Raw genomic sequence first — 20133 nt, 5'->3', positions numbered from 1 at the left:
GCTAGGTTACGTGGTACCTCGTTGTGCTCTGCGGGTTTCGCATTGCGTCGCTGCGATGATGCTCACCGTGTAGCGCCTTGTTAATATACCCCTCCGCGGTGGTGTTTGGGTCACAAAAGCGCCCGCACCCCAGGATAGTTTAGTGGAGTAATTCACATTTAAGAATACTCTAATCCGCATTTTTTCGGCAGATTTAGCGGCGGGTTTAGGCTCTGAGCCAACCCGACAGTTCCCGCCCGGGTCGGTGACAGAGGCGAAGAAGCCCTAAATATAGCGAGCGCGCAGGGCGTAGTAGTCGCGTCGGGCGGCCTTAATTTCTTTTTCAAAGCGCTTCGGGTCGGGCACATAGGTAAGGCGGTGATGCACCCCGCGGCAGACCACGTACACCGAACCGTAACCCAGCCAGGCGCCCGGGCCGCGCTGTTTTGCCCAACGCTCCCCCATGGAATCCAGGTAGAGGGATTCGTCTCCGCTGCGGGTCATCACGCCGCGGCGCACCACGAGCCGGTGGGTGGTCAGCAGGTAGTAGGTGGTTGCCCACCGCCAGGCGGTGCGTACCGCCCCGAATAGGGTACCCAGCGCGCTGAGGGTTCCGAGGGTCCTCAGGATGGGCGAAGAAGCCGCAGTGGAGGCGAACGTCGCCGCCGCAATAGCAACCAGCAGGTAGGCAAGCGTGGGCAGCAGGGCACCGTAGTGCTGTCGGGTCGCAATGATGACATGCTCACCGGGGTTGAGTTTTCCGCGCAAACGCATGGTGTTCCTTAGCTGTGCTGGTTGAGGTGGTGCGGGTTGATGAGGTTGCCGTGCCGGGCTGATTGTTTTGGGCTGATTTTTTGGCTGAATTTTTAGTGGTTGGTTCTAGTGTGCCTGCTGAAAATCTCCGTAGCTACCGTTGGCGGGGCGAAGGTGCTCAATATCGCCCACCGCGTAGGGCTCTAGCGTGCCGTCCTCGCGGCGAATGAGGATGCGCCCCTGCGCGTCGAGGTCTTCGGCAACGCCTTCCACGGTGCTTCCGTCGGGTAGGCTCATGCGCACGCTGGCGCCGAGGGTGGCGGTGGCGGCGCGTGCCTGGTCGAGCAGGCTGAGGCTCTCCGGGTTGAGCGGGTCGGGGCGTTCGGGGTCGCCACCGGCACGCACGAAGGCGCGGTAGCGTCGAGCGAAGATGCTCAGCAGTCGGGTGAGCACCTCGGAGGAGTCAACCGCGGCACCGGTGCACAGGCTCAGGCTCGTGGCGGTGGGTACAGGCAGCTGCTCGGCGGACATATTCGTGTTCTGACCGATGCCCACGATGATGCTGCGCTGCCCCTCGTTAGCGCCGCTTTCGGGGACGAGCTGGGCGAGGATTCCGCAGCCCTTAGCGCCCTGCGCGATGACGTCGTTGGGCCATTTGAGGGCGGCATTCACGCCGTAGCCGCGCCAAATATCGACCACGCTGAGCCCGGCGATGAGGGTCAGCCAGTGATAGCTGTCTTCGGGTAGTTCTCGGGTCAGCGGGTCGGTGGAGGCGTGCGGGCGCACCACGATGCTCGCGGCGAGGCAGGCTCCGGGAGGGGCGGTCCAGGGGCGGGCGAGGCGGCCGCGTCCGGCGCTTTGGTAGAGGCTGGCGTAGACGGAGAGCTCGCCGAGCTGTTCGCGTTCGGGGTCGGTGCCGCCCATGAGTAGCTCGCGGGCGCGGGTGGTGGTGGAGTCCACTTCGTCGTAGAGGTTCACGCTGGAGTAGCCCGCGTCCAGCGCCACGGTGCGGATGCGCGGCGCATCCAAAACCGAATGATCACTCTGGGTGTTCATGTTCTTCTCCATAGCCGGTACCTTTCTGTCCTACCTCAATCAACCCTGCAATACGCCGACCCGTCACCGAAACCTGCGGACTTCAGTCGAGTCACGTTGATTTCTCACCATATCAATTTCTTGCCGCCGGTGATGCCCGCTCGGCGCCCGAGACGGTACATTAGACAGTGAGGGTGCACCAAGCACCGACCGGCTGCGGAGGTTCCTCCGCCCTGCTCGAAAGAAGACCGTTATGGCTTATTACGCAATTACTTACGTTTACGCAGCTCCCGAGGAGCAGGCGAAGTACCGTCCGGCTCACCGCGAGTACCTTGGTTCGCAGATTGAGGCGGGCAACCTGATTGTTTCCGGTCCCCTGCTGGATGGCGAGACCCCCGCCGGCGCTCTGCTGATTGCAAAGGTTGACTCCGCTGAGGCAGCCGAAAAGATTGTGGCTAACGACCCGATGAACATTGGTGGCGCGGTTCTGTCTCACACCGTCACCGAGTGGAACCCGGTCCTGGGCACCATCTAAGCGTCATTTCACGTTGAAAGCTTGAACGTAGACCCCCTTCCGCAGGCAAGGATTGCCGAGGCGGAAGGGGGGTTTTCTGCGCTCTTTTGAGCGGTTCTTTCGCGCTTTTCGTTCACTGTATGCACCTTCTTGGGTGCTGGGTGCATAAAAGTGTATCTAGTGTTGATATTCTGGCTTCTCACCTGGCATATGTGCCCTAGTTCGCACTATAGTTGAGGGATATGCACATTGTTCAAGAGTGCTCTTCGGGGCCTTCTGAACAACCATCACCGCAACCACTGGCTCCCGACAATCGGGTGGAGCAGGAACGAGGAATAATGTCCGAGAACCTCCAGCAGGATTTTGACTTGAGCACCACCGCCGGTAAGCTCGCTGATTTTTATGCACGTCGAGAGCGCAGCTTCGCGCCCAGCGGTGAGGCAGCTATTGAGAAGCAGCACGCACGCGGCAAGAACACCGCCCGCGAGCGCATCGATATGCTTCTGGACGAGGGTTCTTTCGTAGAGTTTGATGCACTCGCCCGCCACCGCACCACCGCATTCGGCATGGAGGCGAAGAAGCCTCTGGGTGACGGCCTGGTCTCCGGTTACGGCACCGTGGATGGTCGCCTGGTTGCCGTGTATTCGCAGGATTTCACCGTCTACGGTGGTTCTCTCTCGCAAGTGAACGGCGAGAAGATTGTGAAGGTGCAGAAGTTCGCCCTGAAGAACGGCTGCCCGGTTATTGGCATTAACGATGGTGGTGGCGCCCGTATTCAGGAGGGCGTGGCTTCCCTGGCGATGTTTGCTGATATTTTCCGTATGAACGTGCGCGCCTCCGGTGTGGTTCCGCAGATTTCGGTCATTATGGGCCCCTGCGCTGGCGGTGCCGCGTACTCCCCCGCTCTGACTGACTACATCATCATGGTGGACAAGACTTCGCACATGTTCATTACCGGCCCGGACGTCATTAAGACCGTTACCGGCGAGGACGTGGACATGGAAACCCTGGGTGGCGCGCGTCAGCACAACTCTGTGACCGGTACCAGCACCTACCTGGCTGAGGATGAGGAAGACGCGTTCGACTTTGTGCGTGAGCTTCTGGAGTTCCTGCCCTCGAACAACCTTGCTGAGCCCCTGCCCCTGGAGCACGACCAGGAGCCCGTGGTGACCGTAGACGATCTGGATCTGGACACCCTGATTCCGGATTCGGCGAACCAGCCTTATGACATGCGCGCGGTCATTGAGTCTGTGGTGGATGACGGCCACTTCCTGGAGATGCAGGCGCTCTATGCTCCGAACGTGATGATTGGTTACGCCCGCGTTGAGGGCCGCACGGTCGGTATTGTGGCGAACCAGCCGATGCAGTTCGCTGGCTGCCTGGACATTTCTGCCTCCGAAAAGGCTGCCCGCTTCGTGCGCCATTGCGATGCGTTCAACATTCCGATTCTGACTTTTGTGGATGTTCCCGGCTTCCTGCCCGGCACCGACCAGGAGTTCAACGGCATTATTCGCCGCGGCGCTAAGCTGCTCTACGCTTACGCGGAGGCGACCGTTCCGCTGGTCACCGTCATTACCCGCAAAGCGTACGGCGGTGCGTACATTGTGATGGGTTCGAAGAAGCTGGGCGCTGACATTAACCTGGCATGGCCCACCGCTCAGATTGGTGTGATGGGTGCTCAGGGTGCGGTGAACATTCTGTACCGCCGCGAGCTGGCTGCGCTGGCGGCCGAGGGCGGCGACATTGAGGCTCGCCGCGCTGAGCTGATTGCCAAGTACGAGGAAGAGCTGCTGAACCCGTACCAGGCTGCCGAGCTGGGCTACATTGACGAGGTCATCGCCCCGAGCGAGACTCGCGTGCGCATCATTTCTTCGCTGCGCGCCCTGCACGATAAGCGTGCGGCAACCCCGGCAAAGAAGCACGGCAACATCCCGCTGTAGGCTTCCGTTGTGCCCGCACCGTTTGTGGTGCAGGCGTTCGCACGATTTTAGGTTTTCTAAGGAGGCGTGCCTTTGGCAGGCTACAATCCGCTGAGTTATTTCTCGTTCGGTAAGAAGAAGGATAGTTCGGAGTCCGCTGAGGGTTCCGAGCGGCTTGAGCGCGGCTCCGCTCGGTCTTCGGCGCGCTCGGCTACCGCATCCAGCGCAACGAAGGAACCCGTTCAGTCTTCGGTAGATACTGACGCTGAACAGGAGCCGCTGCTGAAGGTGGTCAAGGGCTCCCCCACTCCGGAGGAGATTGCCGCGCTGACCGCCGTGGTGGCGATGATGCAGGCGAGCGCCGCGAAGCAGGAGCAGAACTCGCTGGTGGGTGCGGCATCGCGTCTGCTGAACCGTCGCCAGCGTCTGGGTGCGTCCTTGCGTCCGGGCCCCGGTTCGTGGAGGCGTGCCCGCCCCATGTAGTGTGGGTTGCTTGATGTGAATAATAATTTCCCGTTGCACCGGCTGGTGCGGCGGGAATTTATTGTTTTGCCTCAAATTCAAGATTTATATTGCGTTATTCAACATCTAATGCGCTGATTCTTGTGGTTTCGTCATATTAGAAACGATAAAGTCATGATGATACGTACTGATGCTACGATGTATATACCATCACATTAGTGTTAATAAATTGGCAGGGACCATGGCAAAGATGCTGAATAAAAACCATAGGCCCCCACCGGATGTCTATATCGCACTTCTGTTGCCGACGCTACGGCGCTTGTCGAAGACTGTACCTCGCACCGCAGCCTATGTTAGTGAGCAGTTGCGGCAGCAGACTAAGGCGTTGGGGTCGAAGAAGAACCTTCCTGATCTTGAGTCCACCGATTTTGCGGTGGCTGTACGTACCACCTTGAAAATCTTGGTGGCGCTTCGTTATGCCCAGTTGATGCCTCGTCTGACCCCGTGGGAGAAGAGGAAGTACCTGCTCACTCCCCTGGGTGCTGAGCTGACCTGCACCCCGCATCTGCACGGTTCGGTGCCGCCGCGTGTAGTGAAGCAGGTGCAGGCTCTGTGTGCTCAGAGTCTGACGGCGAGGACCACGAAGAAGCTGAAGAAGCAGGCGAATGCCCTGCTGGAGACTGCGGAGGCGGAGCATCGCCTCATTTTTGGTGCGTCTGATAGTGACGCGGGCACAGGCATGGAACCGTTCCTCCCCGATACCGGGGATTCTGCCCCCGCCCATAAAGCACCCGGTGCAGAGCACCTTGTAAACGCGTTGAATTCTGCGGGCACTGCGGAGGCTGCGGGGTCCTGGCCCGCCGGTCAGTCTCCCCTGGATATTATTTTGCGCGCCAGCGATTCGCCGGTCATTCACGCTCAGGCTGAGTTTGCGGAGCATTTTACGCAGGATTTGATTCAACATATTCACGCGGTGACGCCGGAGTACTTTGAGCAGATTGTTGCCGATATTTTTACGGCTCTCGGTTTTACGACCGAGGTAACCGGCGGCGCCGACGATAAGGGCGTGGATGTTATTGCCCGCTATTCTGACGGTCTGGATTTTGCGCCGATTTATATTCAGGTGAAGCATTATTGCGGAACCATGAAGGTCACCCCGAACGAGATTCAGAAGCTTGCCGGTGCAGTGCTTTTGCACGGCGGCCTGCAGGGTGTTTTGGTGACCTGCGGTGCTTTTGCGCAGCCGGTTCCCGAGTATTTGCAAGGTTTGCCGGGCGCTCGCAATATTGCGCTGGTTGATCGGCACCAGCTGGTGGAGCTGATGATTCGTCACCGTGTGGGTGTTCTTGATGGTGAGGGCGAGTGCGGTTACCGCATTGACGAGGAGTATTTTGCCCGTGGCATGGAGTAGCCGGGGGTGTTTCTGGGGCGAGTATTTCTCTCCGAATATCTCTGATCTTCGCGCATTTCCCGCGTCATTTCACTTAATGTATTTTCACTTTTCCTTGAGGATATTTTTCACATATCGGCTGGTTTTAGAAATCTAGGTTATTTCTCGAACCAGCCGATACAATGAGAAGGTAGTGCGTTATATATTCTTCGCATTATTTCACGAAGTGTATATACCCGTGACGGTCTAGACACTTCACCCCAATTTATAGCGTTCTTTCTGAGTGCGCGTCATAGAAGACGGTGCGTAAGCGGGACGGGTTGAGAAAAAACTACCTACCTTGCTTCTCTTCACAGCGGGATTTCAAAGTGCCGGCCCAAAAATAAAGATGGTGCCGCTCACTTTCGTGATTATTTTCCCGCTCAAATGACTGCACTTCATGAAGAACGCCTGCACGATAAATAACACTAGATAAGGAGCCCGGCGTGGCTTTTGTGAATAAAACAATGCTCCATATCGATCATTCCGAATTGCACTCTTTGCAGCAGGAAACCTCGTGGGAGGCTCTACCCGAGGAAGCACGCACTCTCAGCGTTGCGGCGGCTTTCTCTCTGCTCCGCCATTTTGAGCGCGCGCAGGATCGTGGCGAGAAGGTTTTCTTCCCCGATATGTACACCCCGGTTGGCGTAGACCTGGGTTTCAATATGACTCAGCGTTTCATCGCTGTGGGTGACAATGTCCTCTTCCGTGAGGCGCTTAATAAGCTGATTGCGGCGCTGGTCAACGCTGATTATCTTGAGGTGTCCCTCAGTCAGCTGCATCCGGGCAATCTGCACTACACTCTGAGCGAGGCTGGCCGCGAGCTGTTGGGTACCCCGAAGGAGCAACAGGCTCAGGCTCTCTTGCCGGTTCTGCCCCTCCTCAGCGGCGTGTACCTCTACTACTTGAAGCAGTTCTACCCGGTTCTGCTCTCGCACATTACGGTGCGTGAGCTTCTGCCCATCGTCCTGAGCGTTACCCCGTCTTACCCCGCGGCGGCTCCGGTGAAGATTCGTGAGCTGGTGCTGCGCGAGTGCGGTTTTGTGCAGGGCTGGTACGGCCTGTCGTACCTGGAGCAGCGCATTGTTGAGCCGGTGATTGCTCAGGCATTGAGCCTGCTGACCCGTGAGGGCTACCTGCGCACCAAGACCATTCACGAGCACACGGATTCGCCGCTGACTCTGTACTCGCTGTCCCCGTCTGCGAAGGAGCTGGTGGCTCGTCATGAGGAGACCGGCGTGCCGGCGAGCGAGCTGAGCTCCGTGCTGGCGTTGGTGAAGGATGAGGGCACCTCGATTACCGCTGAGGATATTGCCGCAACCGACGCTCTGCTGACCCACATGGGCGTGCTTCTGCTCGATACTCTCAACGACCACGGCGCCGATGTGGAGCTGAGCCTTCCGAGCCTGGAGCAGGTCTTTGACCGCGACGAGCGTATTCAGCAGGCGTCCTCGAACCCCTATTTTGTGCAGATTGACGCGCAGGATTACATCTACGATGTGCTGACCGCGCACCACTACCTGTCCGAGCGTGAGACCGTCTACTCGCTGGGTTCCGCGTTTGCGCCCACCCTGGCGCAGATGGCTGAGCCGAGCGTTCAGAAGCTGGTGGCTTCGGCTCTGCTGGATCCTGCCGCTGTGGATGCTCTGCCGTACCCGCATCAGCTGCTGTACCCGATTCTGAAGCTCGTGGAGGAGAACCCGCGCATCTCCTACTACGACATTTACGATGAGCTGAAGATTGCCCTGGACATCCCGTACCTGCAGGGTGAGGTCGCTCCGCACCGTTACAAGCTGACCCCGCGTCTGCGTAACCGCTATTCGGTGGCGATGCACGTGCTGAAGGGCGAGCGCTACCTGAACGCTCTGCGTGAGGGTACCGGTCGTACTTCCCGCAAGAACCCGGAGCGTTACGAGCTGAGCGAGGCGGGTAAGGAACTGCTCAAGCGTTTCCCGGAGGGCGCTCCGGAGGCGGTGACCGCCCGCATGGCGCCGCTGCCGCCCCAGTCGCTCAAGCACAAGCTGCCTCAGGATATTGCCGCTGAACTGCAGGCTCGTGAGGAGGCTCTTCAGGCTGCCAAGGAGGCGCGTGCCGCGGAGCGTCAGGCTCGTCTGGCGGCCCGTGAGGGTCGTGAGCCGTTGGCTCCGGTACCGGGTGCTTCTCCGGCGTTGTTGGCGCGTCCGGCTGGTTCGCCGGTGGCGGCTGCTACGCAGGCTCCCGCTGAGGTTCCGGCGGCTGCGCCGGTTGTTTCCGCGGCTCCGGTTGTTGAGCCGGCTGCGCCCGCTGTTTCTGCACCCGTTGTGGCTCCCGTTCAGCCGGTTGTTTCCGCTCCTGCTGTTTCTGCTGCTGAGCCCTCGACCGCGCTGCAGGTTGCTGCCGCTCAGGTGCGTGAGGCTCTGAAGCGTTACCGTCAGGTCTTCCGCCGCGAGGCTCTGGCACCCGCCCTGGCGCAGGTGTCTGAAGAGCGTTTCCGCAGCATTGGTTTCGACCTGTTCCTGATGCGCGGCTACACCGTGGAGGCTCTGGAGGCTCGGGGTGTGGACGGCGTGGCTACCCCCGCCACCGGCGAAAAAGAGCGAGCGTTCTACGTTCGTACTCTGCGTCCGGCATCTAACGGCGTACTGTCCGCCGGCGTTCAGCCGCAGGACATTACCGCGTTCTTCCTGGCGATTCACGCCCGCGGCGGCCAGCTCGGCACCTTCATTACGAACGCCGCGTTCAGCGATGAGGCGTACGACGAGTTCATCCGCTGCTCGACCAAGTACCCGAACATTCTGGTGGACTTGGTGTCCGGTGATGAGCTGCAGGACCGCCTCATTGCGCACCGCCTCGGCGTGGTCGAGGGTGCGAACGGTCTGCTGGAGCTGAACGGTGAATACTTCGCCGGCTAGCCTCCCCTGCTAGTAGCTTGTAGCCCCTCTTGAAGGCGCCCCGGTCTTCCTCTCCTGCACGTTCAGGAGGGAGAAAGCCGGGGCGTTTTCGCGCATCCGCCCCTGGGAGTTGTCCACAGGTGTGCCCTTTTTGTCGCATTCGGTGCTTCTCAGCCCGTAATATTGCCGGTTTAAGCGAGCTAAATCACCGAAAATCGTGGTTGAAGGCACACCCCTGCGTTAGGATATGAACATGAGCACTTACCAGGAACTTCCCAGCATCTACCGATTGAAGCGCTCGCTGACCGACGTCGATCAGATTGCTAACGAATACTTTGAAAAGGTCCTCGACCTGAACCCCGTCCATGCAACCGAGCTTGGTCGTAAGGGCGTAGAGACCCTGTACCCCGATTACTCGCCCGCCGGCGAGAAGGCTTTTGCGCGCCTTGCGAAGAAGACCCTCAAGAAGGTTGATAACGTCCTGCCTATTGATGACGTTGACCTGGTCACCCTGGATGCTCTGCAGGAGCGTCTGAGCCTGTACCGCAAGCAGCACAAGGCTGGTTTTGGCGGCTGGCAGCTGAACAATATTGCGTCCGTACCGCAGGAAGTGCGTTCGGTCTTCGACCTGATGAAGCGCAACACCCAGCAGGATTGGGAGCATATTGTCGGTCGTATGCACCGCGTCACCGAGGCTCTGGAGGGCTACATCCAGACCCTCGAGGCGGCTCGTGAAGAGGGCAAGGTCGCCCCGCGCCGCCAGGTGGATATTGTCATTGAGCAGACCGCCGCGTACTACGCTCCGGGTGGTTTCTTTGACGATTTGGCGGCTGAGGTCGCCGAGGCTGTCCCCGCTCTGAAGGACGAGGCTGCCGCAGGTGCCGAGGCCGCCAAGGAAGGCTACCGCCGCCTCAACAGCTACCTGGTGGAGAAGCTGCAGCCGGTCGCTCCCTCCCGCGACGCTGTGGGCCGTAAGGCGTACAGCCTGCACTCCCGTTCGTTCCTGGGCACCACCATTGACCTGGACGAAACCTACGCCTGGGGTGTGAAGGAGCTGGAGAGCATTATCGCTCGTCAGCGTGAGGTTGCCGAGGAGATTGAGCCGGGCGCAAGCATTGAGCGCGCGAAGCAGCTGCTCGATGAGGACCCGGCACGTCAGCTGCACGGCACCGATGAGCTGAAGGCGTGGATGCAGAAGCTCGCCGACGCCGCTGTGGAGAACCTGGCGGGTAGCCACTTTGAAATTGGCGGCCCCATGCGCCGCATTGAGTGTTGCATTGCGCCCACGAACGAGGGCGGTATTTACTACACCGGCCCCTCCCCCGATTTCTCGCGTCCGGGCCGCATGTGGTGGTCGGTTCCCGAGGGTGAGGACACGTTCACTACCTGGCGTGAAACCTCCACCGTGTACCACGAGGGTGTTCCGGGCCACCACCTGCAGATCGCTATCGCTACGGCCCTGAAGGGCACCATGAACTCCTGGCGCACGAACATGCTGTGGGTTTCCGGTCACGGTGAGGGCTGGGCGCTGTACGCCGAGCGCCTCATGGAGGAACTGGGCTACCTGAAGGATCCGGGTGACCGCATGGGCATGCTGAACGCTCAGCGTATGCGCGCCGCCCGCGTGGTCTTCGATATTGGTGTTCACTGCGAGATGCCGATTCCCGATGAGTGGGCTGAGCAGCTGGGCGTTGAGCCGGGCACCATCTGGACATCTGAGCTGGGTTACGAGTTCTTGAAGCTGAACCTGGACGAGTCCGAGGGCCACCTGCGTTTCGAGTTCCTGCGTTACCTGGGTTGGCCGGGTCAGGCGCCGAGCTACAAGATTGGCGAGCGCCTCTGGCTGGAGTTGCGTGATCAGGCTGTGCGCCGCGGCGATGACATGCGTGCATTCCACACGCGTGCGCTTCTGCTCGGTTCGGTGGGTCTGGACACTCTGCGCCGCGCGCTGACCGATGAGATGATGCTTCCTCTGGACACTGAGGATGACGACGATGAGGACGATGAGTAGCTTCTAGTTTGCTCGCTCTTCGCCGAGTGGTTTTCTTGAGCTTCTGAATAGGAGCTCTAGGGATGAAGCCCCCGCTTCAGCTTTGGCTGAGGCGGGGGCTTCACTGTGTTTTTCGTGTCTTCTTGGCGGCTATCCGAAGTTTGCGGTGCCGGGGTCCGTGGTACCGAAACCCATGCCGGTGGAGTCGTTCAAATCCACCAGGTGCGGGGCGAAGCGGCACCAGTAGTCGGTGAGCGCGCCGTTGGATTCGCGGATGCCCACACCTACGGTGCGTCCGTCAACTACCCACACGCCGAGGATGGGGTGGCTAACCGGGTTGATAATGCCTTCGTAGCGCGGTGCCGGAATGTATTCCTGGTAGATGAATTCGCTTTCGGGGGCGTTGGCGAAGAAGTCGTCCTCTTCGGGCTTGATGAAGACGTCGTAGTCGGGGGCGTAGATTTCTACGCCGTCGCCTTCGCGGCCGAAGAGGGGCTTGCGAACCCAGTTGCGCATGCCTCCGCGGTGACCGGCGTAGGTGGGTACGAGGTTCGGGTGACCGGGGTACTTATCCCAGAGCGCGGCGAGCAGTAGCTTATTGGAGAGGAACATCTTCCATGCCGGCTCGATCCAGCGATCCATGGCGCCGTGGTAGGCGAAGAGGAGCTTGTCGTAGCCTGCTTCGCTGTCGGTGACCAGGTCTTCCCAGGGGTAGAGCTTGAAGAGGTTGGTGATGCGCCGTCCCTGTGCGTCTTCCCAGCTCTTGGTGTCTTCGTTGAAGATGACTTCGTCGATGGGAATCATGTGGGTTTTGATGCCCGCCTGCTGAGCCGAGTAGGCGATGAGCCAGAGGTTGTTGTAGTCCTCGTTGGTCTCGTCAATCTCGGGGGGCACGTGCGCCAGGTGCAGTACGGGCTGCACGCCCGCGGTGATTTCGGGGGCGAAAATGTGGCGCCAACGGTTGGTGAAGGCTTCACCGATTTCACCCCAGTGGGCGTAGCCGCGGGTGTCGAGGCGCTGGTCTTTCGCCCAGGTTTTCTGGCTGACTGCCGCCTCCACAATGCCGGTGGGGGTGTCGGCGTTGTATTCGAGCAGTTTCATGGGGTCGCCAGGCACGCCCGAGTAGGTGAAGTCGAAGCGGCCGTAGAAGTCGGCGTCGCGGCGGTTCCAGGATTCTACGGCGAGGTTGAATGCCGCTTGGGGCAGGCCGAGGGTGCCGAACGCACCGGAGGCAATGTATTCGACGGTTTCCAGGCACATGCGGTGCATTTCTTCCGCCTGGGCACGCACAGAATCCATCTCTTGCGGGCTGAAAATGTAGGCGGCGTATTCGTTCCAGTAGTGGTCGGTGTCGTGGGGGCCGTCCACGCTGTAGGTGAGGCCTTCCTCAATAATGACGTTCTCCCAGTCGGGTCGGCCAACGGGAAATTCTTCGCGGCGCATGAGGGGCTAGGCTCCTTCGAAGTAGTGAATGGAAAGCGGTGTTGTTACGTCACCGCAAGTGTGGCTGTTCTGGTGAGGAAAATGCGGGCGGGACCGTTCAGTCCCTGCCCGCATTCAGTGTGATGGCTGATGGCTTAGCCTCCGGAGCGGCCGCCACCGGACTTGGAGCCGCCACCGAAACCGCCCTTGCTGCCGGACTTCGACGAAGAGCCAGACTTGGACGAAGAGCCAGACTTCGAGGACGAACCCGACTTGGAGCCGGACTGCGAGGTGTTCGACTTGCTGTAGGAGCCGGTGCTACCGCTATTGCTGGTGCCCTGCTTACCGCTGGAGACTGAGCCGGTGGTCTTATTACGCACCGTGGAGGTCTTACCGGAGTTGTTGGTGCTGGTCACCTTGCCGGAGGAGACGGTGGAGGACTTCTTCGCGGTGCGGTAGGAGTCTTCGAATCCGCCGCCCTTAGAAGACACGCCGCTGTAGACGGTGCCGTTGCTGGGGCGGGAGGTGGTGCCTCCGGAAAGCTTGGATCCTACAGGAGGAATGTAGTGGGATCCAGAAGAATTAGCGGCACTTTGGCGGCCCAGGTAGTACCAGAGGAACGCATTCGAATTATTGTGGGTGGTGGTCGAGCCAGATGAGCCCGAGGAACCAGACGAACCGGAAGAGCTGGAGGAACCCGAAGAGTTCGACGAGCCCGAGGAATCGCTGCTGGACGAGTCGGTCGGTTCCTGAACGCCAGCCTTCTCGCATTCGCTATCTTCCACGCGCAGGCCGGTCTTCGCGTCCTGGCAGACGCGGGCGTACTCTTCGCCCTGCGACAGGAACGCGTTCTCTTCCTGGTGCATGGAGTTGTAGGCGAAGATGCCACCGCCAACCAGCAGCACGCCGGCGCCAGCTACGGCAATCATCTTGGCGATGCCGGGGCGGGTCGCGCCCAGGTTCAGGGTCTGCTGGGCAGAGGTCTGTGCGGCGCGGGTGGCGAAATCTGCGACCGCTTCCATGCGGTTGCGAGGCTTCTTCGGGCCGTTGGGGGTGGTGGTTCCGCCGGGGTATTGGGGAGCAGAACTCATGCATCTCTCCTTGAGGGGTGGTGCGTGGCGTAACGCTCAACGCGTACATGAAGCTGAGTGGGTACAGCATCATCCGGCGACTTTCGCCGGACTATCGGTGTGATTCCAGCATATCAAGCCCTCGCTTTCGGATTATTAGCTGACGGCAAAATCTCAGTAAGCTTCGCCGCTTGTTGCGCAGTTGTTTCCCTGCTGTTTGCTTTTGTGATGACTCTCGATTAACTATCAGTCGTTCTAACCGCCTGCTGGGGTCAGCTGGCGGCACCGGTAACGGTGCTGTTGGTTGGGCTACCGGCAGGTCACGATTCGTCACATCAGCCCCGCCCTGCGCCTGGCTGAAACACTTCTTCACACAAACTCGCGCGCGAGTGCACAAAAGTTTTAGAGTATGCCACATGTCTACACCGCATGCATCATCTCCTTCACGTCTGCCCAAGTGGGCTACTTCTTTCGGCAACCAAATCATTGCCTCCCTCATCCTGGGTATTGTTCTCGGCGCGCTCGCCCTCGCACTGGGCGGGGACGCGAAGAGCAACCCCAACTGGCTCATGGTGACCCTGGATACCATCGGTTCCTCCTACGTCACCCTGCTGAAGGCGGCTGTTGTTCCGCTGATTTTCACCGCTGTGGTCGCCTCCATCTCGAACCTTTCGCAGGTGACGAACGCGGCACGTCTGGCGGTTAACACGCTCATCTGGTTTGCGATTACCGCGTTCTTCGCGGTGCTCATCGGTATTGCGATGGGCCTAATCGTTCAGCCGGGCGTGGGCGCGCAGGTGCAGGGCAAGGCGTACACCGGCTCGACCGGTTCGTGGACCGCGTTCCTGACCGGTCTGATTCCGGTGAACTTCCTGGGTCTGGGCGTCAGCGCTAAGTCCGGCGATTCCGGCATTACCGCCTCCGCTTCCTTTAACGTGCTGCAGATTCTGGTTATTTCCGGTGCGGTCGGTATTGCCGCGCTGAAGGTTGGTGAGGCGGCTAAGCCCTTCATCGACGTGGTCAAGAGCGCTCTTGCCATTATTCAGAAGATTCTGTGGTGGATTATTCGTCTGGCACCGCTGGGTACCGTGGGTCTGATTGCTAAGGCTGTGTTCGCCTACGGTTGGGCGTCGATGGGTTCGCTGGTCGCGTTCGTTATCGCCCTCTACATTGGTCTGCTGCTGGTCTTCCTGGTGGTCTACCCGATTATTGTTCGCGCGAACGGCCTGTCGGTCCGCCAGTACTTCTCTGGTGTGTGGCCGGCGCTTCAGCTGGGCTTCGTCTCCCGCTCCTCGATGGGTTCGATGCCGATGACCCAGACCGTTGCCGAACGCAACCTGGGTGTGCCCCGTGCGTACGCGTCCTTCGCGGTTCCGCTGGGTGCGACCACTAAGATGGACGGCTGCGCTTCGGTTTACCCGGCTCTTGCCGCAATTTTCGTGGCTCAGTTCTACGGTATTCAGCTGGACTTCACCCAGTACCTGCTGATTGTGATGGTGTCCGTGCTCGGTTCGGCAGCGACTGCCGGTACGACCGGCGCTATCGTGATGCTGACCCTGACCCTTTCCACTCTGGGTCTGCCGCTGGACGGTGTGGGTCTACTCCTGGCGATTGACCCGATCGTTGACATGGGCCGTACCGCCCTGAACGTTGCCGGTCAGGCTCTGGTTCCCGCGATTGTGGCTCGCCGCGAGGGCATCCTGGATGAGGAGCTTTACAACGCTCCCCGTTCGGAGGGCGGCTTCGTGGCTCAGGAATTCTACGATGAGCGCATCGCCGGTGAGGCGCAGCGACTTCACGAGGTGGAGGACAACACCGTCGCGGCACGCCGCTAATCTGACGAATCTTGAAGCTACACGGCGCTAGGCGGTACTGCTTAGCGCCGTGTAGCTTTCTCGCTTTCGTGCCTCAGCATGAGCGAAATATATTTGTCAAGCGTCATAAAAACGTCACGATTGATTCTTCTTTTCTTTAACGTTTGAGAAGAGTTATGATTTTGAACGGCGTGTTCCATCTCCTACGTGGTTGAGGGGGATGGGACACGCTCTTTTCGTCCCCCCTTACTTTTCCGCCCATTCCCCCAGCTTTTTGACACCCTTCAATCTGCACTCGAGGGTAAGGCTCACCCGCAAGGCTCTAAAATAGAACCTATGAGTACCACACCGACCCGATTGATTCTTGCCTCCGCATCCCCGGCGCGCCGCAAGCTCCTGGAAGACTCCCGCATCGCCTTCACGGTGCGCGTCTCCTCCGTAGACGAGGACGCCGCGCTCGCCGCCGCCAATGAACAGGCGCGAGCGCAGGGACGTGCGGGACTCACCCCGGCTGAAACCGCCTCCCTACTAGCGCAGCTGAAGGCGCAGGCAGTTGCCGCCGACCTTGCCGCCGAGGGTGTGCGCGATGCACTGGTTCTGGGCTGCGATTCGGTGTTCGAATTTGAGGGTGTCGCCTACGGCAAGCCCCACACTGCCGAGGCGGCGCGCGAGCGCATCAGTGCGATGAGTGGCAACCACGGCGTGCTGCATACCGGTCATGTGCTCGTGGATTTGCGCGGTATTGAGCCCGGTGCCGAGGTGCTCACCGGCTCTGAGCTTCCTACGGTTTCGGGGCTCCCCACGGTTTCTGAGCTGCGCAGTGCCACCGTCCACTTTGATGAGCTCACCCCCGAAGAAATCGAAGCGTACATTGCCACCGGCGAGCCACTCTGGGTGGCGGGATCCTTCACCCTCGACGGTTACGGTTCCGCGTTCATTCGCGGTATTGAGGGTGAGTTCCACACGGTGGTGGGTCTGTCCATCCACGCGCTACGCGATATGCTGCGACGCCGCGAGGTTGCCGTGACCGATTTGTGGCTACCGCCCGAGGAAGAGAATTAGAACCACGCCCCCCGCATAAACCCACAGCATAAATCTGTCTCAAAGCGCGCCCTGAAATATACATTGTTGAACACCAATCGATAAGATAGAACAGTATGATGCGCGTTATATTCGCCAATCCCGCCGATTCTAGATATCCTTTTCGGCAGGAGATTAAAGGAGAGCTTTAAGTGACTCAGCACCAGGCAGAAGCCGCCAAGAAATTTACTGCAGTCCCCGGCCGCCACACCGGCCCGGTCAGCAAGATTCTGATCGCTAACCGCGGTGAAATTGCTGTCCGCGTGATTCGCGCAGCCCGCGATGAGGGTCTGCAGACCGTCGCCGTCTACGCTGACCCGGACCGCGACGCCCAGCACGTGAAGCTTGCCGATGAAGCCTACGCTCTCGGCGGTGCCACTGCGGCGCAGTCCTACCTGGTGATGGATAAGCTCATTGAGATTGCTATCCGCTCCGGCGCTGACGCCGTGCACCCCGGTTACGGTTTCCTGTCTGAGAACGCGCAGTTCGCTCAGAAGTGCATCGACGCGGGTCTGACCTGGATTGGCCCCTCCCCCGAGTCCATTACCCAGCTGGGCGATAAGGTGGCGGCACGCCACATCGCGCAGAAGGTGGGCGCTCCCCTGGTGCCCGGCACCAAGGATCCGGTCAAGTCCGCCGATGAGGTTGTCGCGTTCGCTGATGAGCACGGTCTGCCCATTGCGGTGAAGGCCGCATTTGGTGGCGGTGGCCGCGGCATTAAGGTGGCGCGCGACCGCGAGAGCATTGTTGAGATGTACGAATCCGCTGTTCGCGAGGCGACCGCGGCGTTCGGTCGTGGTGAGTGCTTCATCGAGCGTTTCCTGGATTCACCCCGCCACGTTGAGACCCAGTGCCTGGCGGATGCGCACGGCAACGTCGTGGTGGTTTCCACCCGTGATTGCTCCCTGCAGCGCCGTAACCAGAAGCTCGTTGAGGAGGCGCCCGCCCCCTACCTGAGCGATGAGCAGAACGAGCGCCTGTACGAGGCGTCCCGCGCGATTCTGCGCGAGGCAGGCTACCAGGGTGCCGGCACCTGCGAGTTCCTGGTCGGTACCGACGGCACCATCTCCTTCCTTGAGGTGAACACTCGACTGCAGGTGGAGCACCCGGTTTCCGAGGAGATTTCCGGTCTGGACCTGGTTCGTGAGCAGTTCCGTATTGCTCGCGGCGAGAAGATTGAGGAGAAGGACCCGGTTCTGCGCGGTCACTCCTTCGAGTTCCGTATTAACGGTGAGGATGCGGGCCGTTCCTTCATGCCCGCACCCGGCACCATCGAGAAGATGACCGTGCCCACCGGCCCCGGTGTTCGCTGGGATTCCGGCTTCGTGGCTGGTGACGTTATCGGCGGTAACTTCGACTCCATGCTGGCTAAGCTCATTGTCACCGGCGCGGACCGCGAGCAGGCTCTGCAGCGTGCCCGCCGTGCCCTGGCTGAGCTGAGCATTGAGGGTATGCCCACCGTCATCCCGTTCCACCGCGTCGTGCTGGATGACCCCGCCTTCGCACCGGCTGAGGGCGGCGAGTTCAAGGTGCATACCCGCTGGATTGAGACCGAGTTCAACAACACTATCCCCATGTACTCCGGCGCTCCCGGCAGCGTGGATTCGGATGAGGATGAGCGCACCACCGTGGTCGTTGAGGTTAACGGCAAGCGTATGGAGGTGTCTCTGCCCGATCTGAGCGGTGGCGCGAAGCCTGCCGCTAAGCCCGCAGCCAAGACCCGCAAGTCCCGTTCGGCACGTAGCGCGGCAAAGGGTGGCGGCGACGAGCTGACCAGCCCCATGCAGGGCACCATCGTGAAGGTTGCCGCATCTGACGGCGATACCGTCGCTGAGGGCGACCTGATTCTGGTGCTGGAGGCGATGAAGATGGAGCAGCCTATTACCGCGCACAAGGCGGGTAAGGTTTCGGGTCTGTCCGCTAAGCCGGGCGATACCGTCACCTCCGGTGCGGTGCTGGCGACCATCAAGTAACTCTCGATGCCGCGGTTTTGCGACCGCGAGCGCATAGGTTTGATGAATCCCCCGGGAGGGTACGAGGTATTACCTCATACCCTCCCGGGGGATTTTCTATGTCCGCCCTTGTCTGTTTCTGTGGGGTTTGAGCGAGTACCTATTGCGATTACGTCCAGATAGTGACCGTATTTGTTGGGTCTTTTCTGAACAGAGTTATAATGTTGCACTTTAGAGGAGCCTTTCAGATTCCGGCACCCACCCACCCCATCCGGTGCGGTCACGGCACCCGGTACGCGCCTACGGCACACCCGCCTCCCGCGCCGACCGGTCATGGAACACCTATCCCAGGCTCCTTGTGTACACACAAATTCACCATCTCGGGAGTTTTCCTCATGAGCACCTCTGCGCCCGACACGAAAGCGTCTGCTGCATCGGTGAAGAATACGACTCCTCGCAGTCGAGTTATTCTCGCCTCGCTCGTTGGTACCACCATCGAGTTCTACGATTTCTACATTTACGCCACCGCAGCAGTGGCTGTGTTCCCCGTGCTGTTCTTCCCCTCGAAGGACGCAACCACCGAACTTCTGGCGTCCTTCGCGACCTTCGGCGTCGCCTTCATTGCACGCCCCCTCGGTTCCGTGATCTTCGGTCACTTCGGCGACAAGATTGGCCGTAAGGCAACCCTCGTCGGTGCACTGCTCACCATGGGTCTGGCAACCTTCATTATCGGTCTGCTGCCCACCTACCACCAGATTGGCCTGTGGGCACCGGCCATGCTGACCATTATGCGTTTCTGCCAGGGCCTGGGCCTGGGCGGCGAATGGTCCGGTGCGGCACTGCTCGCCAGCGAGTACGCTGAGGACGGCAAGCGCGCCCGCGCCGCCATGTGGCCTCAGCTGGGTGCGCCCATCGGCTTCGTGCTTGCGAACGGCTTTATGCTGCTGCTGACCAGCTGGATTTCCTTCAACTCCGCAACCGACGGTAAGACCCTTGACCACCCCTTCCTCATCTGGGGTTGGCGTATTCCGTTCCTGCTGTCCATCGTGATGGTTGCTGTCGGCCTGTACGTGCGTTTCAAGCTGGAGGAGACCCCCGTCTTCGCCAAGGCTGCCGCTAACAACGAAAAGGTTAAGACCCCGCTCGTTGAGGCGTTCAAGGTCGCTTGGTGGCCCATGATTCAGGGTACCTTCATCATGGTGGCATGCTACGTGCTGTTCTACCTGATGACCGCTTGGGTCCTCTCCTACGGTATCGGCAAGGCTGACAAGGGTGGCCTGGCTATCCCCTACCGCGAGTTCCTGATCATTCAGCTGATCTCCATCATTGGCTTCGCAATCTTCATCCCGATCTCGGGTTGGCTGGCTGACAAGTACGGCCGCCGCACCCAGCAGCTGTGGACCACCATCGCTATGGCTGTCTTCGGTCTGTCCTTCGGCCTGTTCATCTCCCCCTCCGTCGTCGGTACCGGTGCAAACGCAAACGCCGCAGTGGTCACCCTCTTCATCTTCATCGGCATGTGCCTGATGGGTCTGTCCTTCGGTTCCATGTCCGCATACCTGCCGGAGCTGTACCCCACCAACGTGCGTTACACCGCCAGCGGTATCGCCTACAACGTGGCGTCCATCCTCGGTGCGGCGCTGACCCCGTTCGTGGCAGTGTGGCTGAACACCTCCTACGGCGTGGCTGCAGTGGGCGGCTACCTGGCATTCGCCTCGATTCTGAGTGTTGTCTTCATCCTGCTCACTCACGAAACCAGTGACGTGGACATGAACGCTGTCAGCACCACGAAGTAAAGCTTCGCGCAGCTAACGCGTTTCTACGGCAAAGCGGTGGGGGGGGGG

At 60.1% G+C, this 20133-nt stretch carries 14 protein-coding genes; 10 read left to right on the top strand and 4 right to left on the bottom strand.

What is annotated here, in order from left to right; genetic code table 11:
* Window positions 1–264: 264 nt before the first annotated feature.
* Window positions 265–753, bottom strand: coding sequence for a glucose ABC transporter permease (locus HXO69_RS03785; RefSeq protein WP_296545403.1), 489 nt, complete (start codon window positions 751–753; stop codon window positions 265–267).
* 105 nt (window positions 754–858) lie between these two features.
* Window positions 859–1788: a biotin--[acetyl-CoA-carboxylase] ligase gene (locus HXO69_RS03780; protein WP_296545401.1), complete on the bottom strand. Its 930-nt coding sequence runs from the start codon at window positions 1786–1788 to the stop codon at window positions 859–861.
* Window positions 1789–2020: 232 nt separating this feature from the next.
* Here HXO69_RS03780 and HXO69_RS03775 point away from each other — a divergent pair, with 232 nt between their 5' ends.
* The 6 genes from HXO69_RS03775 to HXO69_RS03750 all read left to right on the top strand — a co-directional run bounded on the left by HXO69_RS03775 (window position 2021) and on the right by HXO69_RS03750 (window position 10972).
* The gene (locus tag HXO69_RS03775; protein WP_005508857.1) at window positions 2021–2302 is read left to right on the top strand and encodes a YciI family protein; all 282 of its coding nucleotides are present in this window, start codon (window positions 2021–2023) and stop codon (window positions 2300–2302) included.
* A 317-nt stretch (window positions 2303–2619) separates the two neighbouring features.
* The gene (locus HXO69_RS03770) at window positions 2620–4221 is read left to right on the top strand and encodes an acyl-CoA carboxylase subunit beta (protein ID WP_296545399.1); all 1602 of its coding nucleotides are present in this window, start codon (window positions 2620–2622) and stop codon (window positions 4219–4221) included.
* Window positions 4222–4293: 72 nt separating this feature from the next.
* Window positions 4294–4683: an acyl-CoA carboxylase subunit epsilon gene (locus HXO69_RS03765; protein ID WP_407072255.1), complete on the top strand. Its 390-nt coding sequence runs from the start codon at window positions 4294–4296 to the stop codon at window positions 4681–4683.
* Between the two features lie 343 nt (window positions 4684–5026).
* Complete coding sequence (locus tag HXO69_RS03760) at window positions 5027–6073, top strand: restriction endonuclease (RefSeq protein WP_296545396.1); 1047 nt, start codon at window positions 5027–5029, stop codon at window positions 6071–6073.
* Between the two features lie 518 nt (window positions 6074–6591).
* On the top strand, window positions 6592–8982 hold the full coding sequence (locus HXO69_RS03755; RefSeq protein WP_296545394.1) for a restriction endonuclease: 2391 nt from the start codon (window positions 6592–6594) through the stop codon (window positions 8980–8982).
* Window positions 8983–9214: 232 nt separating this feature from the next.
* The gene (locus tag HXO69_RS03750) at window positions 9215–10972 is read left to right on the top strand and encodes a DUF885 domain-containing protein (RefSeq protein WP_296545393.1); all 1758 of its coding nucleotides are present in this window, start codon (window positions 9215–9217) and stop codon (window positions 10970–10972) included.
* A 129-nt stretch (window positions 10973–11101) separates the two neighbouring features.
* On the opposite strand, the gene HXO69_RS03745 is transcribed toward HXO69_RS03750, so the two are convergent.
* Together HXO69_RS03745 and HXO69_RS03740 are read right to left on the bottom strand one after the other, a co-directional pair.
* Window positions 11102–12394, bottom strand: a complete 1293-nt coding sequence (locus tag HXO69_RS03745) for a glutathionylspermidine synthase family protein (protein WP_049355053.1) — start codon at window positions 12392–12394, stop codon at window positions 11102–11104.
* Window positions 12395–12528: 134 nt separating this feature from the next.
* Complete coding sequence (locus tag HXO69_RS03740; RefSeq protein ID WP_296545391.1) at window positions 12529–13464, bottom strand: hypothetical protein; 936 nt, start codon at window positions 13462–13464, stop codon at window positions 12529–12531.
* 395 nt (window positions 13465–13859) lie between these two features.
* On the opposite strand from HXO69_RS03740, the gene HXO69_RS03735 reads away from it, so the two are divergent.
* The 4 genes from HXO69_RS03735 to HXO69_RS03720 all read left to right on the top strand — a co-directional run bounded on the left by HXO69_RS03735 (window position 13860) and on the right by HXO69_RS03720 (window position 20085).
* The gene (locus HXO69_RS03735) at window positions 13860–15278 is read left to right on the top strand and encodes a dicarboxylate/amino acid:cation symporter (RefSeq protein WP_296545389.1); all 1419 of its coding nucleotides are present in this window, start codon (window positions 13860–13862) and stop codon (window positions 15276–15278) included.
* 315 nt (window positions 15279–15593) lie between these two features.
* The gene (locus HXO69_RS03730) at window positions 15594–16319 is read left to right on the top strand and encodes a nucleoside triphosphate pyrophosphatase (protein ID WP_296545387.1); all 726 of its coding nucleotides are present in this window, start codon (window positions 15594–15596) and stop codon (window positions 16317–16319) included.
* A 170-nt stretch (window positions 16320–16489) separates the two neighbouring features.
* Window positions 16490–18310 carry a biotin carboxylase N-terminal domain-containing protein gene (locus tag HXO69_RS03725; RefSeq protein ID WP_296545386.1) on the top strand — a complete coding sequence of 607 codons (1821 nt, stop codon included), beginning with the start codon at window positions 16490–16492 and terminating at the stop codon, window positions 18308–18310.
* Window positions 18311–18684: 374 nt separating this feature from the next.
* The gene (locus tag HXO69_RS03720) at window positions 18685–20085 is read left to right on the top strand and encodes an MFS transporter (RefSeq protein ID WP_296545384.1); all 1401 of its coding nucleotides are present in this window, start codon (window positions 18685–18687) and stop codon (window positions 20083–20085) included.
* The last annotated feature ends 48 nt before the right edge of the window (window positions 20086–20133 follow it).

It is taken from the genome of Rothia sp. (in: high G+C Gram-positive bacteria) (assembly GCF_015265375.1).
GTDB lineage: Bacteria > Actinomycetota > Actinomycetes > Actinomycetales > Micrococcaceae > Rothia.
The sequence above is the reverse complement of the archived record's forward strand: the minus strand, read 5'-3'. Positions and strand labels throughout refer to the sequence as shown.